The sequence below is a fragment of the Arthrobacter sp. TMP15 genome (genome assembly GCF_039529835.1).
Classification (GTDB): domain Bacteria; phylum Actinomycetota; class Actinomycetes; order Actinomycetales; family Micrococcaceae; genus Specibacter.
Genome location: NZ_CP154262.1, coordinates 920,580 through 936,516, shown reverse-complemented (window position 1 = coordinate 936,516; position 15,937 = coordinate 920,580). Strand labels below are relative to the sequence as shown.

At 57.8% G+C, this 15,937-nt stretch carries 14 protein-coding genes and 1 tRNA gene; 3 read left to right on the top strand and 12 right to left on the bottom strand.

Annotated elements, in window-relative coordinates; genetic code table 11:
• Nucleotides 1-121: 121 nt before the first annotated feature.
• Both AAFM46_RS04185 and AAFM46_RS04180 read right to left on the bottom strand, forming a co-directional pair.
• Nucleotides 122-1,330 carry an AI-2E family transporter gene (locus AAFM46_RS04185; protein WP_343319736.1) on the bottom strand — a complete coding sequence of 403 codons (1,209 nt, stop codon included), beginning with the start codon at nucleotides 1,328-1,330 and terminating at the stop codon, nucleotides 122-124.
• A gap of 79 nt (nucleotides 1,331-1,409) precedes the next feature.
• Nucleotides 1,410-2,339, bottom strand: a complete 930-nt coding sequence (locus tag AAFM46_RS04180) for an aldose 1-epimerase family protein (protein ID WP_343319734.1) — start codon at nucleotides 2,337-2,339, stop codon at nucleotides 1,410-1,412.
• Between the two features lie 146 nt (nucleotides 2,340-2,485).
• Here AAFM46_RS04180 and AAFM46_RS04175 point away from each other — a divergent pair, with 146 nt between their 5' ends.
• Genes AAFM46_RS04175 through galK form a run of 3 tightly spaced genes read left to right on the top strand, consistent with a single transcriptional unit; the run spans nucleotide 2,486 to nucleotide 5,582 of the window.
• Nucleotides 2,486-3,301: a DeoR/GlpR family DNA-binding transcription regulator gene (locus AAFM46_RS04175; protein WP_343319732.1), complete on the top strand. Its 816-nt coding sequence runs from the start codon at nucleotides 2,486-2,488 to the stop codon at nucleotides 3,299-3,301.
• Complete coding sequence (gene galT / locus AAFM46_RS04170; protein ID WP_343319730.1) at nucleotides 3,298-4,416, top strand: galactose-1-phosphate uridylyltransferase; 1,119 nt, start codon at nucleotides 3,298-3,300, stop codon at nucleotides 4,414-4,416. The genes AAFM46_RS04175 and galT overlap by 4 nt, the downstream gene beginning before the upstream one ends.
• A complete protein-coding gene (gene galK, locus AAFM46_RS04165) occupies nucleotides 4,413-5,582 on the top strand; it encodes a galactokinase (protein ID WP_343319728.1) in 1,170 nt (389 codons plus the stop codon). Before galT ends, galK begins: the two co-directional genes overlap by 4 nt.
• Nucleotides 5,583-5,647: 65 nt before the next feature.
• On the opposite strand, the gene AAFM46_RS04160 is transcribed toward galK, so the two are convergent.
• From AAFM46_RS04160 to eno, 10 genes are all read right to left on the bottom strand, one after another.
• Entirely contained in the window at nucleotides 5,648-6,832 is a 1,185-nt protein-coding gene (locus AAFM46_RS04160; RefSeq protein ID WP_283530509.1) for a TerC family protein, read from the bottom strand.
• A gap of 135 nt (nucleotides 6,833-6,967) precedes the next feature.
• Nucleotides 6,968-7,813 carry a Bax inhibitor-1/YccA family protein gene (locus tag AAFM46_RS04155; RefSeq protein WP_343319727.1) on the bottom strand — a complete coding sequence of 282 codons (846 nt, stop codon included), beginning with the start codon at nucleotides 7,811-7,813 and terminating at the stop codon, nucleotides 6,968-6,970.
• A 304-nt stretch (nucleotides 7,814-8,117) separates the two neighbouring features.
• Nucleotides 8,118-8,193, bottom strand: a tRNA-Leu gene (locus AAFM46_RS04150).
• A 66-nt stretch (nucleotides 8,194-8,259) separates the two neighbouring features.
• The gene (locus AAFM46_RS04145) at nucleotides 8,260-8,760 is read right to left on the bottom strand and encodes an N-acetyltransferase (protein ID WP_343319725.1); all 501 of its coding nucleotides are present in this window, start codon (nucleotides 8,758-8,760) and stop codon (nucleotides 8,260-8,262) included.
• A 125-nt stretch (nucleotides 8,761-8,885) separates the two neighbouring features.
• Entirely contained in the window at nucleotides 8,886-10,319 is a 1,434-nt protein-coding gene (locus tag AAFM46_RS04140; protein WP_343319723.1) for an FAD-dependent oxidoreductase, read from the bottom strand.
• 104 nt (nucleotides 10,320-10,423) lie between these two features.
• Nucleotides 10,424-11,842: a S8 family serine peptidase gene (locus AAFM46_RS04135; protein ID WP_343319721.1), complete on the bottom strand. Its 1,419-nt coding sequence runs from the start codon at nucleotides 11,840-11,842 to the stop codon at nucleotides 10,424-10,426.
• 28 nt (nucleotides 11,843-11,870) lie between these two features.
• Complete coding sequence (locus AAFM46_RS04130; protein ID WP_343319719.1) at nucleotides 11,871-12,824, bottom strand: Ppx/GppA phosphatase family protein; 954 nt, start codon at nucleotides 12,822-12,824, stop codon at nucleotides 11,871-11,873.
• 6 nt (nucleotides 12,825-12,830) lie between these two features.
• A complete protein-coding gene (locus AAFM46_RS04125) occupies nucleotides 12,831-13,448 on the bottom strand; it encodes a DUF501 domain-containing protein (RefSeq protein WP_283530524.1) in 618 nt (205 codons plus the stop codon).
• A 249-nt stretch (nucleotides 13,449-13,697) separates the two neighbouring features.
• Entirely contained in the window at nucleotides 13,698-14,507 is an 810-nt protein-coding gene (locus AAFM46_RS04120) for a septum formation initiator family protein (protein WP_343319717.1), read from the bottom strand.
• A gap of 144 nt (nucleotides 14,508-14,651) precedes the next feature.
• A complete protein-coding gene (eno, locus tag AAFM46_RS04115; RefSeq protein WP_283530528.1) occupies nucleotides 14,652-15,932 on the bottom strand; it encodes a phosphopyruvate hydratase in 1,281 nt (426 codons plus the stop codon).
• Between the last annotated feature and the right edge of the window lie 5 nt (nucleotides 15,933-15,937).

The following is a 15,937-nucleotide window of genomic DNA, read 5'->3' as shown; positions in this document are numbered from 1 at the left end:
TTTCTCTTTCTCTTAGAAACAATATGAAACAAGGAACTCTGCGCACTGCTCCGGCGGGTTCCGGGCTAAACCATGTTTACCGGACGGGCTCGCAGAATCAGGCGTGCTTAGACGGGCGCGCTTAGACGGGCGGCTGGGGCACAGCTTCTGAAGCCGCTACCTCTTCAGCGGATGGGACGCCCGGAGCATCACCGGGCGGCACTATGTGTGGCAACCCATAAATATCCGGCAGTTCGGGATCGCTCTCCCAGCCCCGTTGTGCGATGTAGCGGATGAAAGAATTCGCCACTGCCAAGATCGGAACAGCGAACAACGCACCAAGAATACCTGCCACTCCTGAGCCTGCGGCCACAGCCAAGATCACGGCAACAGGGTGCAAGGACACTGCCCTGCCCATCACAAAGGGCTGCAGCACGTGGCTTTCCAGCTGCTGTACCAACAGCACAATGCCCAGCATGATCAGTGCATTGACCCAGCCATTGGCAACCAGTGCCAGAAGGACAGCGACGGCGCCCGTCACGAGTGCGCCCACCACGGGGATGAAGGAACCAACAAAGACTAGAACGCCCAGTGGCAGGGCTAGCGGCACCTGAATGATCGCCGCACCTGCGCCGATGCCAATGGCGTCAACGGCGGCAACAAGTACCTGCACCCGCGCGTAATTACCTAGTGATAACCAGCCGCGGCGTCCGGCACCATCCACGGCAGGCCTAGCCCGGCGCGGGAAGAACTTGACCACGAACGCCCAGATGTCCTGGCCCTCTAGAAGAAAGAACAGCAAAATGAACAACGTCAACAGCAACCCCACCGCGAAGTGGGTCACTCCCGTTCCCACACCCAAAGCACCGGAGACAAGGACGCTGCTATTGTCCTGGATTGCTGCGAGCGCCTCGTTGAGGTACTTGGTCACCTGGTCGTTGCTGATACCCAAAGGACCAGTCTTGAGCCACTCCTGGATTTGGATCAGCCCAGTAATGGCTTGCTGACTCAGATCGGAGAATCCAGCCACCATTTGCCGGCCCACAAGGAACAAGGAGCCCACCACTCCAACAATCAAACCCAGTTCAGCGATGGCAACACTGAGGCCTTGCGGCAAACCGATTTTCTTCAACGCTTTCACTACCGGGCGCAGTACCGAAGCAAGAATTGTTGCCAGCATTAGCGGTATGAGCAAGATGGTGATTTTACTCAGCAACCAGATCAGCATGGCGGAAACAACCAAAATAATTGCCACCCGCCACGACCATGCCCCGGCCACCCTCATTCCAAAGGGGACCCCGGATGTGTCCTTCTGCGAATAGCTCTGTGGTTCCTGCTGTACGGGCGTCATAGACTAATGATTCCCTATTGGCGCAGAATACGTTAAATGGCGTCCATCCCCGTCGCGGCGTCGTGAACCAATGACGTTCTCACAGGTCTGCTTCTATGCCCCAGTTCATGGTGAATGAATCCCCCGGTTCCAGCCATTTCAACCCGTCACCTGAATTAAAAGCATTGGCGGCTCCTGTCATGGGCTCCATGGCCACAGCTAGGGAACGGCCGGGAAGTTCTGTGGTGATGAACACGTGTACATAACTGACGCTTGAGTCGTGCCACAAACTCACACTGCGCCCATCCGGGGCCGAGAGTGTGTGCCGGCCAACGCCGTCGTCCATGCACAAGTCGGTGAAGGCCGTGTCCATCAGCAACTCCGAGACAGCTCTGCTTTGACGCAAATCATGGTGTCCTGACACCTCCACGAAACCAGTTGGAATCATGCGGGCGTCAGCCCTTAGATACGTGGCGGCGTTAATCTGGATGCGTAACTGCTCCTGCGGCACACTGCCGATGGTGAAGTACGGGTGCGCGCCCAAAACAAACGGAGCCCGCCGGGCGGAGTCGTTGATGAATCTCTGGCAGACACGCAGCGCTCCCTCGGCGTCAAGTTCGTAACTGACTTGGTGGCGGGCCAGAAACGGGTAGCCGTGCTGCGGGTGGATGACGGCCTCCAGCAGCACGTACGAGTCAGTGCTATCCAAAGCGTGATAACCGGTATTGCGCAACAAACCATGGATCGCATTGTGCAACGGGACTTCCGTGATGTCCAATTGTTGGTCCACCCCGTCCAGCTGCCACAGCCCACCATCAACCCGATTAGCGAACGGTGCCAGCGTGATTCCCGACGCCCCAGGAGCAATGGAATCAAAGGCATAACTCTCTACTAGCGCCACTCCACCCCTGTCATAATGGCGAATACCAGCTGCCAAGGAGGTAACTATGGCGGTAGCGTCCCCGCGTCGCAAGGTGAACTGGGATCCAGTGGCTGCCCGCGTTCCCGGGGCTTCTGTGGGAGTGGTCATGAGCATTAGGCTACAGCTTAACGCTAGCTGGCAACACCGTCATATACGTTTCCTGGCTGCAAAAATATTGGTCTTAATGTAATATTTTGTTTGAAACTGTTTATTTTCTTCGCACTGACAGTTCGCACTGACAGTAAGGGGTTCACATGCTCGCACCAGAGCGGCAGTCGCGCATCCTCAAGGAGCTCCAGCACCACGAAGCAGTACGCGTTGCTGATATAGCGGCTGCCATGAATGTCAGTGAAATGACTATCCGCCGTGACATTGAGGTTCTTGATCAAAGTGGCCTGGCTAGAAAAATCCATGGCGGGGCAATGCGCCTTGCGCGTTTAAGCGCCCTTGAACCTGGCTTTCTGCTTAACGTTGACAAACAGCTTGAGGGCAAACTGGCCATAGCCCAGACGGCCCTAACATTGGTTCAACCCGGAATGACACTTGCCCTCACCGGAGGAACCACAACGTACCAGCTGGCAGTGCTCCTGGCAGCTGAGATTGAACGGCTGCGCAGCCTGACAGTTGTTACGAATTCCCTAAAGATCACCGAGCTGCTGTACCTCCAGCAAGGCGGCTCTGATCTGAAAGTCATCGTCACAGGCGGAGAGCGCACACCCTCGGAAGCTCTGGTGGGTCCCGTGGCTCGCATGGCGCTAAAGAACCTAAATACTGATATTTGTTTCATGGGTGTCCATGGTTTGGACACCGAACGCGGGCTAACCAGCCCCAACTTGCTCGAAGCGGAGACAAACACGGCGTTCATCGAGGCCACCACACGCCTTGTTGTACTGGCGGACAGCACCAAATTCCAGGTCCGTTCATTGGCCCAGATAGCACCGCTGGCGGCTGTAGACACCATCATTACCGATCACGCCCTCAGTCCAGCTGGCAAGGACCTGTTCGCCTCCCGAGTCCCGCACTTCATCATGTCACCAGCTTCGCCCGAGAACACTAGGAAGAACTCATGACTACTGCCACAACATCACTTTTGGCCGACGGCCGCGAGCTCATATATTTTGACGATGGCGCCGTGGCCAAACCCCACGTGGCCGTTGACACCCGCCCATTGGATCCGCGCTCGGAGGAGAACACCGGGGAGCTGCGCTTCGATGCACTCACTAGCGACTGGGTGGCCATTGCCGCACACCGGCAGACACGCACGTACCTGCCACCGGCTGATCAGTGCCCGCTGTGCCCCACCACCGGAGCGAATCTCTCAGAGATTCCCGATGAAGATTATGATGTGGCGGTTTTTGAGAACCGCTTTCCGTCGTTGGGCCCGGCGGTTGGTGCCGTGCCAATCGATCCCGAATGGGGAACGCGGGGACGTGCTTTTGGGCGTTGTGAGGTTGTTGCCTTCACCCCGGAACACTCTGGCTCCTTTGGCGAACTATCACCAGAACGCGCCCGCACTGTCATTGATGCATGGGCCCACCGGACACAGGCATTGAGTGCTTTGCCCGGTGTGAAACAGGTCTTTCCTTTTGAAAATCGTGGCCAGGATATTGGCGTCACGTTGCACCACCCGCACGGACAGATCTACGCATATTCTTACGTACCCCCACGCAGTGCGGTCATGGCTAATGCTGCCCGCAAATTCTATGATGACCGCGAGGGCAGATCCACCTTGCTCGGGGACATTCTCACCAAGGAATCCGAATCCGGTGAACGCATGATCGCCCAAGGAAAATACTTCAGCGCATACGTACCCTTTGCGGCACATATGCCCTTGGAGGTTCATCTGACCCCGCACCGCCACGTCCCGGATTTTGCGGCGTTGATTGACAACGAACGCGACGAGCTGGCCGTCATGTACCTGGATATCCTGCGGACTTTAGAGAACATGTACACCACACCCACCCCTTATATTGCAGCGTGGCATCAGGCGCCACTAGATGCTTTTCTGCGTCCATCCGGACGTTTTCACCTTGAGCTCACGTCCCCACGCCGGGCCGCAGACAAGCTGAAATTTCTAGCGGGTTCGGAAGCCGCCATGGGCGCATTCATCAATGACACCACCCCCGAGCAAAGCGCCGCCATGTTGCGCAACTCCTTCGCACAACTGAAAGCAGGCCTGGAATGAGCATCTCCACTGACGCAGCTCTTGCAGCGAGTGCTTTCCAGGACGTCTTTGGTGCGGCACCCAGCGGCGTCTGGTCAGCCCCGGGTCGGGTAAATTTGATCGGCGAGCACACGGACTACAACGAAGGTTTTGTGCTGCCCTTCGCGATTGATCGCGCTGCAGCCGTGGCTATTCGCCGCCGTGATGACAACGATGACCACACGGCCCGGCTGTGCTCAAGCTACGGGGATCAACAAATCGTCACAGTTGATCTTGCCGCACTCACACAGGAAACCATGTCCGGCTGGAGTGCCTATCCATTGGGTGTTGTGTGGGTCATGCGCCAGATGGGCATCGATATTGGCGGCTTTGACCTGTACCTGCATTCCACCGTCCCCTCGGGTGCCGGGCTTTCTTCCTCCGCCGCTATTGAGTGTGCCGTTGCCACTGCTTTCAACGACCTGGAATCGGCCGGGCTAACACTCAATGAACTGGTCCTTGTAGGCCAGCGCGCAGAGAACGAAGTGGTTGGTGCGCCCACGGGCATCCTTGACCAGTCCGCATCCTTGCTCTCCACCAGCGGTCATGCCGTCTTTCTTGATTGCCGCACACAGGAATCAAAACTTGTACCTCTTGATTTGAGTACCGCCGGGCTGCTGATCCTGGTCATAGACACCAACGTCAGCCATGCCCACGCCACTGGCGGCTACTCCGACCGCCGGGCCTCCTGCGAACTCGGAGCTGAAGTGCTGGGGGTGCGCTCGCTGCGCGACGTTGCTGCAAGCGAGCTGCCAGAGACAGCGGGGCTGCTGGATGAAGAAACTTTCCGTCGAGTGCGCCACATCGTGACAGAGAACCAGCGCGTACTTGACACGGTTGAAGCATTGGATCAGGGCGGACCAACCACCATTGGCGATCTCCTCACCGCCAGCCACCTCTCCATGCGCGATGATTTTGAGATCTCCTGTCCCGAACTGGATCTTGCGGTGGAGAGCGCACTGATGAACGGAGCGCTGGGCGCCCGTATGACAGGAGGAGGCTTTGGCGGTTCTGCCATTGCCCTCATCCAAATTAGCGAAGAAAACGCAGTGCGTGAGGCCGTGGTGAGTGCGTTTGCCAAGGCCGGATACACAGCTCCTGACATTTTTGCTGTCTCCCCCGCCGCAGGAGCCTGCAGAATCTTATAACCACCGGAACACAGAAGGCCGCATCCCATAAAACATGGGATGCGGCCTTCACTGTAAACGGGGTCCTAGTTCAGGAACTCCCGATGCTGTTCATGCGCCTTGCTGATCTGCGCCAAGATTTCTTCGGAATCCTTGTGCTTGTCACGGAGTTTGGGCTCCATGGTTGCAATGGCGCCTTCTTCAACCATCAGCAGCTGGTAGACCCGTTCACGCTCGGTGAGATCTGCCGTGTATCCCAGCTCCAAATAGCTCTCTGCGTGGCGACGCGCGTTGTTTAGGACAGTCTGAGCCTTGCCAGACTTGCTCACCAGGGAGCCAACGATCGTGATGGCCAGGACACCAAGGATGACAATCAGCGAAACGCTGGTGCTAATTTCAATGACCGGAACGGCCTCGCCATCGTTAATAAAGGGCAAATTGTTCTCATGCAGTGCGTGTAGGACCAGCTTGACACCGATGAAGGCCAGGATGGTAGCCAGCCCGTAGGAAAGGTAGATCAGGCGGTCAAGCAGGCCGTCTAGGAGGAAGTACAGCTGACGTAGGCCCATGAGGGAGAACGCGGTTGCCGTGAAGACGATGTAGACGTTTTGAGTCAGACCGAAGATGGCCGGGATCGAATCCAGCGCGAAGAGCAGGTCGGTGCCACCAATGGCCACCATGACCAGCAGCATCGGGGTTAGGACCTTCTTGCCGTTAACAACTGTGAGGAGCTTGTCGCCGTCGTACTTGTCAGAGGTCTTGAACAGACGCTTGGCCAACTTAATGATGAAGTTATCAGCATCGTCGCCCTCGCTGTCCTCTTCCTTGAGCAAGTTCCCTGCTGTGATCAGCAAGATGATCCCAAAGATGTAGAACATCCAGGACCACGTGTTGATCAACGCCGCACCCGCGAAAATGAAGCCGGTGCGTGCAATCAAGGCAAAGACGATGCCGAAGAGTAGAACCTTCTGCTGGTCCTCACGGGGAACCTTGAAACTGGACATGATGACAAGGAAGACAAACAAGTTGTCAACGCTCAGTGCCTTTTCGGTGATGTACCCGGCGAAGTACTCCCCACCCATGGTGGGACCGCCGAAGATGAAGACCGCCACACCAAAAACAAGAGCCAGGCCTACATAGATTGAGGACCAAATGGCTGCTTCACGCAGAGTGGGAATGTGCGCCTTGCGGATGTGGAAAAAGTAATCAAAGGCCAATAGGCCAAGAATGAGAACAATGGTAATGCCCCAGATCAGAGGGGATACGTTCATGAGCTGCTTTCGCTAGTCGCCTGCAACAGGCGTTGTTGATTTCGGTTGCCGAAATCGGGGTTATATAACATCACTTATAAAACAACGCCCGGTCTAAAAGGCCGGGCGTTGTCAACGAGGTACTTGAGGTGCTCTCTAGTCATTGCCCCGCAGGATGGCCAAGAGACGCAGGATTTCAACATAGAGCCATACCAACGTCACTGTCAGGCCGAAGGCGGCAGTCCATGAGTATTTAGTGGGTAGCCCGTTTTGGACGCCCTTTTCAATGGAAGTGAAATCTACGATCAGCGAAAACGCTGCCAGACCAATGGCGAACAGGCCCAAGATCAGACCGAAGGGAATATTAGTTCCGGGGATGTCCATGCTGCGAATACCCCAGGGACTGTTAGTAGCCCCAAAGATCATCAGGGCAAAGTTAATCAGCGAGAACAGGGCGTAGCCGGAGAGGGCAATGATGAAGAAGCGGGTCATTTTTGGCGTGGCGCGTACCTTGGCGTTTCGGAATAACACCAGAGTCACTAAGAACACGCTGAGCGTGCCAAGTACGGCTTGGACAACAATGCCGGGGTAATTCGCTTCAAGTATCCCCGAGAGCCCACCCAGGAACATCCCCTCAAACAGCGCGTAGCCCAGGATCAGCGCTGGGGACGGTTGCTTCTTGAAGGCATTCACTAGACCTAGCACCAGGCCAACAATCATGCCCGGGAACATCAATACCGGAACAATCCAGCCAATGGCTGCACCAACCAGTACAAGGGTCAGTGTCATGACCGTCTTCATAATGACGTCGTCATAGGTCATGCGGCCGGTCTGTGCGGCGTTGGCAGAAGGCTTGCTGTACATCTCCTGAAGCTGCAGTGCTGACAACTGCTGCGCAGCAGCCAACGTGTCTGCTCCGCCGTTGACGTTGCGGCGCTGAGAAGAGGGCGTGTCCTTGAAGTTTTTGTTATTGGCAAAAACTGGATTACCACCAAGTGCCATAATGCTGTTGCCTCCGAAATAGGGGGTAAGAATAATTATTAAGTCTATCAAGTTAGACGCTTGGGAGGGGTACTATATTCCCCTCCGGGCGAATTGGCAGCCCTTTCCCAGCAAAAGTTCACCCAATGTTCGCTTAGAGGCACAGAAATACGTTTGTGCCCGCGATTTTGGGGGGTCTCTCGGCGTCTCGCAGCTCCGAGTTGCCACTTGTGGCGTCCAAAGTAGTGTTTTGGACGCCACAAGTGGCAACTCGCGGAAGCCGGCACGGCTATGGGATGCCCGGCGGTGGTGGTGCGTTACTTCGTGGTACCCCAGGTCGGACTCGAACCGACACTTTACAGATTTTAAGTCTGTTGCCTCTGCCATTGGGCTACTGGGGCATTGCTGCTGGATGAACCAGCGCTAACAACATTACGCGATGAGCGGCCTGTGCAGGAAACCGGGGCTCACGTGAGAGTGAATGGCGCCGAATATTTGAAGTGTCCGTGGTGGCCTGGTACAAAAGCAGCAAGCTCCAAAGCCATGAAATATGATCCCCAGGAAGGGTCCGGGGAACTGATTCCCAGAGAGTCTGCCGGGACAAAACCGAAGCGTGGGAAGTAGTCGCTGCCACCCATCAGCACAATAGTATGTTCTTGCATCTCATTTGCTGCTGCGATGGTGGCCTCTACCAACGCAGACCCGATACCTTGCTTCTGATAGCCCGGCAACACAGCTATTGGGCCCAAGCCCAGAGAAACCGACGTTCCGATCCATGCTCTGGTGGTGATCACATACCCAAGAATTTCTCCTCGCTGGGACTCGGCCACGAGAGAGAGCCCGGGTAGGTACTCCCGTGCAGCAAAAAGTCGGCGCAACAGGCGCGGCTCATCACCCTTGGGGAAGGCAGCTTCCACGAGGGCCAGGATTTCGGGCCTGTCCCCGGCATGCTCACAACGGATGATCACCGCACCAGTCTAGTGCCTATGCTCGTGGGCCAATCGGTGCACGAATAACAAGAAAGCGGCCCTCTCAAGAGCCGTGTTACAGACTGTAGGGAGGGCCGCCGTGGAGTGCATTACAGAAGTGTTGGCTACTTGCTGGCCGTAGCTTCTTCGCGAACTTCAACCTTGGGGGCAACAGCAGCAGGTGCCGCAGCCGGCTTCGGCTTAGGGGTTGCGGCAGCGACGAACGTGGTGCGCGGTGCCTGCAGGTTCTCCAGCTGGGCCAGGTCGCGGCCGGTTAGCATGGTGACAAACCAGTCCATGAGAACGCGGATCTTGCGCTCTACTGTGGGCATGGCCAAGCCATGGTAGCCACGGTGTGCCAGCCAAGCCGGGGCGCCCTTGAGCTGGATGCCCATGATCTTGGCAACACCCTTCCACTGGCCAAATCCGGCCACAGCGCCAAGGTTCTTGTGCTTGTAGCCTTTCAAAGCCTTGTTGAAGCGGCTAGCCCACAGGTTCTTGGCCAGGAGCTTTGCCTGACGCAGGGCGTGCTGGGCGTTGGGGACGCAGGTGCCGTCAGGAAGACCGCCTGTGACATCCGGGACAGCCGCAACATCGCCGGCGGCCCAGGCGTTCTCAATGACACCGAATTCGCCGCTGATCTGCAGGTTAACGTTGACGGAGACGCGCCCACGAGGTTCGATCGGGAAGTCAGTGGAGCGGACCATGGGGTTGGCCATGACCCCTGCAGTCCAGATGAGAGTGTCAGCATCAAACTGCTGGGCAACTGTCTTCTCCGGCAGGTTGATGAGTTTGAGATTGCTCTCTTCTGCATTATCCAATGAAGTGTTCAACAGAACCTCAACGCCGCGGCTGCGCAGGTGCTCCACAACCCAGATGGCCTGGGACTCGGTAACCTCGGGCATGATGCGTCCCATGGCTTCAACCAGAACGAAGCGAAGTTCGGACTGCTCAACACGGGGGTTGATCTTGACTGCGGCACGGGCCATGTCTTCAAGCTCTGCAATGGTCTCAATGCCAGCAAAACCGCCACCAACAACCACGAAGGTCAAGGCGCGCTTGCGCTTAGCCGGGTCGGTCTCCGTGGAAGCCTGCTCGATCAGGGACAGAACCTGGTTGCGCAGGGCAACAGCTTCTTCGATGGTCTTCAGGCCGATTCCTGATTCTGCCAGGCCCTTGATCGGGAAGGTGCGTGTGATGGCACCTGCAGCCACAACAACATCGTGGTACGTCAGCTCGAATGGCTCGCCGCCGTCGGCCGGGGCCACAACGGCCGTGCGGTTCTCATGGTCAATTGCTGTGACGGAACCCTGGATCAGCTCTGTCGCCTTCAGGTGCTTGCGGTGGGATACAACCGCGTGACGTGCTTCGATGTTTCCGCCGGCTACTTCAGGCAGGAACGGCTGGTATGTCATATAGGGCAGTGGATCGACCAAGGTGACAATGCCACCTGATTTTGCGATCTTCTTCTGCAGTTTGAGTGCTGTGTAGAGGCCGACGTAGCCGCCGCCAACTACAAGAACGCGCGGACGTGCTGAAAAGGTGGGAATGATTGCCATACCTCCATGATACAGATGTTTGTGAAAATATTCACTAGCCTAGGGAACGACGACGGATCGCAACTTCCGATGACGCCTTTCGCCCCGCCGTGGGAGCGTGTGGGCTAGTGTTTGTGCCCCTGCCCAGAACCACCAGGGGGCTCGCCCTGTGCGGATGTTTGGGTTGGTCTTACCCCGTCAGTTTCCTTTGCCGTAGCTAGTCGACGCCGGCGCAGCAACAGGTGCGTGGCCCCGCCTCCAGCGATCAGCAACAGCAGCCCCAGTGAACCAAGAACTAGCACTTGCGGAACTGCACTTGTGTTGTCTGCGGGCTGGGCAATAGGTGCTGCAAGGTCACTCAGGGTTGGCTTTGGCTGCGGCACCTTGGATACGGGTGTGCCGTTTTCCGAAGGCGGAGTTACCGCGCCTCGCCGGTGTACGTGGATCCATTCAGCAATGCTCCCCAGGGGGTTTGCCTCCACCACGGGAACATCTGCACTCAGGGCAGCCTCGGCGTCAAGAATCCCGTAGCCATAGATCGCGTTGGGAACCCCCTCACCCTTGGGTTTGGCTGTTGAGATGATCCTATTGATCACCTGGGCTGCACTCATCTCGGGGTATTTGGAGCGAATCAGTGCCGCAACTCCTGAGACTATTGGCGCCGCACCACTTGTGCCACTCCAGCGAGCGTACCCACCACCGGGAAGTCCCCCGGCAAGATCCTCAGCGGGGGCGCTGACGCCAATGCTGATGCCTTGGGATGAGGAGTCCACACTGGCTGTCCCATCCTTGTCCAAGCCACCCACGGCGAGGATGCCGGGGATGGTGGCCGGGGCCCCCACCTGTTCGCTTCCGGACTTGCGGTTACCGGCCGCTGCCACAATGACAACATCTTTTGACTCCGCATAAGCAAACGCGTCGTCCCAGCTTTGTGGCCAGGCTGTTGAGGTGCTGCCAAGGGACATGTTAATGACCTTGGCACCGTGATCCACAGCCCATTTCACTGCAGCCGGGATCTGATCGTCAATGTTTTTACCTGACGGGTTATCAGCGCCCAACCACACGGAGACGCTGAGCAGTTCAGCCTTCGGAGCCACACCGATGACCCCATCGGGCCCTGCCCCGACAGTGTCCTTTAGCGGCGCCGTCGTGCCGGGTTTTGCTGAAGCTGAGGGGCTGGCGGTACTTGTCTTGTGGCCACGTCCAGCCAACATTGTGGCAACCAATGTGCCGTGCTCGGGTTCGGCGCCAACACCTTTGGTGCCACCAGGAATTCCGGCACCTGACATGTCTTTCCCGCCTACCACGGCACCCTTGAGGTCGGGGTGAGAGGAGTCAATGCCGCTATCGATGATGGCAACCTTCACGCCTTCACCTTGGGAGACCTCCCAAGCTTTCTCCACGCCGGATTGTTCCAGCCAGAACTCCCGGTTGCGGATGTCATCTGCGGAGGCAGCAGGGGCCGTCAACACAACAAATGACCCGGCCAGGGCAAGCGTCATCAACGCGGCGGCGATGGATCGCAACCGTGGACCAAACTTCATGAACGCTCGTTTCCGTAAAATAACAGGCTCAGCTATGGGCTGCTGCCAGTGCGATTCCGTCCAGAATATCGTGTTCGCTGGTAGTTGCCGATTCCAGGCTCCCCCCGCTGAGCTTTGCCAGGCGGCGCAGCACGGTGCGCCAGATGAGTGCTCCAGCGCCAATGACGTCGACACGCCCGGGATGCATGAAGCCAAGCTCGCCTCGTTCTTTGCGCGTCATGGCAAGTAACGCGGATGCTGCTTTGTCTATTTCTTCCAACGGAACGACGGCGGCATGAATCACCTTGCTCTGATAACTGGCCAACCCCAGGGCTTGTGCGGTGACAGTGGTTATTGAGCCTGCAACACCAACCACACCATCGATCTCTCCTAGTGGAAGCACCGCCAGGACGTCATTTAATTTCTCTTCGATCGCGGCCTCTGCGGCCGTGATCTGGGCAGCGGTGGGCGGATCACTTTTTAGATAGCGCTCGGTGAAGCGCACACAGCCCATGTTGGTGCTGAGCGAGCCGCGAACGCCTGATGCATCGCCAAGGACAAACTCAGTGCTGCCCCCACCAAGGTCTACAACAAGGACGTTGCGATCATCCAGCACGGGCAAAACGCTCACCGCACCGGCAAATGAGAGTGCGGCCTCTTCGGCGCCACTGGCAACGTCCGGTAACACGCCGAGCCTGTCCTGAATTCCTGCAACAAAAACGTCGCGGTTGCCGGCGTCACGTGTGGCGCTGGTGGCAACGAATCTGACGCGTTCCACACGTGCAGCAGTGATGAGTGCCGCATAGTCATCTACTGCAGCGAACGTTCTCTCAAGGGCATCTTCTGCCAATACACCTGTGACATCAACACCCTGGCCCAGCCTGACGGCCCGCATTTCACGATGCACATCTGTCAGCTTCGCCCCGTCATCTGGGTCTTGGATAACGTCGGCGATGAGCAGACGGATGGAATTGGTTCCACAATCAATGGCTGCCACACGCATTTTTGCTTAGCTCCCTTGCTGGTTCAAATGTTTGACGTGACGGCTCAAGTCCTTGTGCGGTACTGGCGCTTCATTGTTCCAGGCCCCTTCGCAATGACACGTCTGCGCAGTCCACCACTGTCCAACGGCGGCAAGCGCCTCATCACCGAGCGGGTTGACGCCCGGGCCTGCGGCAAGGGCGTGGCCAATCAGTACATGCAAGCATTTCACTCGGGTAGGCATGCCCCCTGCCGAAATTCCAGCGATCTCTGGAACCGGCCCCGTACCGGCCCGCTCTCCGATGGCTTCACGTGCTGCAATGTAGCTCTCGTGGGCTTTGAGGTAGGCAGCAGCCAGATCGTCCTCGCTACCCAACCGGTCGGTCATTTCATTCATGAGACCAGCAGCCTCCAAACGTGAAGCCGCGGCTGTCAGGACGGGGTGTGTTAGATAATATGTGGTGGGGAATGGAATCCCATTGCTGAGTCGCGGAGCTGTGGCAGCAACCAGCGGATTCCCGCAGACACACCTGGCCGGGATCTCCACCACGTCACGCACAGGCCGGTTGAGCTGGCGGCTGAGAGTATCAAGATCAAGCTGAGTGGGGACACGTCCACCCGGGGCGTTACTGGGCGTTGCGGGCACGGGGGCCTTTCCTGAAACTGTTTGACTGCGTTGATGCGTTACTTACTGCGTTGCTGAGCGGCGGCTCTGGCCCCACATAATGTGGGAAAAGTGTTCAACCAGTTATTTTAGCGTGCTGTCACAGCACGGCCTTGCCTACTTTCCCCGTGACACTTTAGCGCCGGCGAATCCCAACACCGGTTCAGGGAGCCGGCGCGGGTTCCGGTGCTGGCGGTTCAGGGAGCCGGCGCGGGTTCCGGTGCTGGCGGTTCAGGGAGCCGGCGCGGGTTCCGGTGCTGGCGGTGCTGGCGGTGCTGCCGCAGGGACTTCCACCACGGCAGATTTCTGTACCGCCTCCCACAAACTATCCACCCAGGGGTCAACTTGTATGGCTGTGGCGTTCTTGGCGGTGGTGGCTTGGGCGGCTGCTGCCTTGGCAGCATCAACCGAGTCATCAAGTGCTTCCACGCCGTTGGCACCATAAACCCAATATCCGGTTTCCCCGGGCATGAGCATGCTCACTCGATCACGAGCCTGCTGTTTGATGAAAGCAGGATCATCCCACCGGGCCAGCTCAGATTTGTAAGCGCTTTGCTGGCTTTCCTTGGCCGCAATGTCTTCGTGTAGTGAGGCGATCTCGGCTCGCTGTTCCAAGAAAGTATGCACGTTCGGTGCCAGCAGCAAGGTGACAACGGCCATGGTCAGCCCCAACACCAGCAGTCGTCCCGAAAAGGAACGAGCCGGGACTGGGCTGTCCCCGCCAGTCTGGGGTAATCCATCTTGGCTGTTACGGCTATTGGGTCCAGTTGCACGCTGCCGGCCACTCTTCGCCCCTTTGATTCCCTTACCGGCCGGGCTTCCCTTGCCTGCCGCGCCGGACTTGCCTGCCGGGCCGGACTTCCCCACCGGGCTTCCCTTACCGGCCGCGCCGGACTTGCCGCCGCTGGGGGTGGGCGAATCAGCTGGGGTGGGATCCGCCGTCGTACTCGGCAGTGCAGCTTTTTTGCCAGCTTTGTCCGGGTCACTGCCAATACCGGCCGTGAATTGTGCTTTAGGCACTGAGGGCCGTCGTGAGGCCATGCTTCTCCTAAGTACTGCTACCGATCAATTCGTGCCCCGGCCGTGAAAGTGGGGGCTACAACTGTTTCCGGAGACGGCAAAGCCGCGACAACGAACCAAGGTGTGTGTTCAACCTTAGCCAGCTGCCGCGGCCCTTGCTGCTATTTAGCCCTTGAAACGCGGGAACGCGCTGCGGCCTGCGTAGCGTGCGGCGTCGTCAAGTTCTTCTTCGATGCGCAGCAACTGGTTGTACTTGGCAACACGCTCTGAGCGGGCCGGGGCACCTGTTTTGATCTGACCGGCGTTGGTGGCAACGCAGATGTCAGCAATGGTGGTGTCTTCGGTTTCGCCTGAACGGTGCGAGGTGATGGTGGTGTAACCGGCGCGCTGGGCCATGGACACTGCGTCCAGGGTCTCGGTGAGCGTACCAATCTGGTTCACCTTCACCAGCAGTGAGTTGGCGGTGTTTGACTCGATACCGCGGGCAAGACGTTCCGGGTTGGTGACGAACAGGTCATCTCCAACAATCTGGATCTTCTCACCAATGGCGTCCGTGAGGGTCTTCCAGCCTTCCCAATCGTCTTCATCCAAAGGATCTTCGATGGAGACCAGCGGGTAGTCAGCCACAAGCTCGGTGTAGTACGCGCTCATTTCAGCGGCTGAAAGGGACTTGCCCTCGAACTGGTACGTACCGTCTTTGAAGAACTCGGAGGAGGCAACGTCCAGGGCCAAGCCCACGTCCTTGCCAGCTTCGTAGCCTGCGCGCTTGATGGCTTCCATGATCAGATCCAAGGCTGCACGGTTGGAGGGGAGGTTCGGTGCGAAGCCGCCCTCATCACCCAGGCCCGTTGCCAGACCCTTTTCCTGCAGTACTGACTTGAGGTTGTGGTAGATCTCAACGCCCCAGCGCAGACCCTCGGAGAACGTGGAGGCACCCATCGGCACCACCATGAATTCCTGAATGTCCACATCGGAGTCGGCGTGTGAGCCACCGTTGAGGATGTTCATCATCGGTACTGGCAGCACATGCGCGTTGGGTCCGCCCAAGTAGCGGTACAACGGCAGTCCGGCAGACTCGGCTGCGGCACTGGCCACGGCCAAGGAAACACCCAAGATGGCGTTGGCGCCAAGTTTTGCCTTGTTCGGGGTGCCGTCCAACTCCAGCATCATGGAGTCAATCAGGCGCTGGTCAGTTGCGTCGATGCCTTCAAGCTCGGGTGCAATAACTTCCAGAACAGCCTCAACTGCCTGCAAAACACCCTTGCCCTGGTACCGGTTCTTGTCGCCGTCGCGGAGTTCCGAGGCCTCAAAGGCACCTGTTGATGCGCCGGAGGGAACGCCTGCGCGGCCCATGGCTCCATCTTCAAGGAGAACCTCAACCTCTACGGTCGGGTTTCCACGGGAATCCAAAATTTCGCGTGCATGGATGGCTTCAATAAGTGCCACGTATT

What these genes read in the sequence shown, in the direction of transcription:
- AAFM46_RS04185 (WP_343319736.1), bottom strand. Translation starts at nt 1,330, where the DNA reads ATGACGCCCGTACAGCAGGAACCACAGAGCTATTCGCAGAAGGACACA.
- AAFM46_RS04180 (WP_343319734.1), bottom strand. Translation starts at nt 2,339, where the DNA reads ATGACCACTCCCACAGAAGCCCCGGGAACGCGGGCAGCCACTGGATCC.
- AAFM46_RS04175 (WP_343319732.1), top strand. Translation starts at nt 2,486, where the DNA reads ATGCTCGCACCAGAGCGGCAGTCGCGCATCCTCAAGGAGCTCCAGCAC.
- galT (WP_343319730.1), top strand. Translation starts at nt 3,298, where the DNA reads ATGACTACTGCCACAACATCACTTTTGGCCGACGGCCGCGAGCTCATA.
- galK (WP_343319728.1), top strand. Translation starts at nt 4,413, where the DNA reads ATGAGCATCTCCACTGACGCAGCTCTTGCAGCGAGTGCTTTCCAGGAC.
- AAFM46_RS04160 (WP_283530509.1), bottom strand. Translation starts at nt 6,832, where the DNA reads ATGAACGTATCCCCTCTGATCTGGGGCATTACCATTGTTCTCATTCTT.
- AAFM46_RS04155 (WP_343319727.1), bottom strand. Translation starts at nt 7,813, where the DNA reads ATGGCACTTGGTGGTAATCCAGTTTTTGCCAATAACAAAAACTTCAAG.
- AAFM46_RS04140 (WP_343319723.1), bottom strand. Translation starts at nt 10,319, where the DNA reads ATGGCAATCATTCCCACCTTTTCAGCACGTCCGCGCGTTCTTGTAGTT.
- AAFM46_RS04135 (WP_343319721.1), bottom strand. Translation starts at nt 11,842, where the DNA reads ATGAAGTTTGGTCCACGGTTGCGATCCATCGCCGCCGCGTTGATGACG.
- AAFM46_RS04130 (WP_343319719.1), bottom strand. Translation starts at nt 12,824, where the DNA reads ATGCGTGTGGCAGCCATTGATTGTGGAACCAATTCCATCCGTCTGCTC.
- AAFM46_RS04120 (WP_343319717.1), bottom strand. Translation starts at nt 14,507, where the DNA reads ATGGCCTCACGACGGCCCTCAGTGCCTAAAGCACAATTCACGGCCGGT.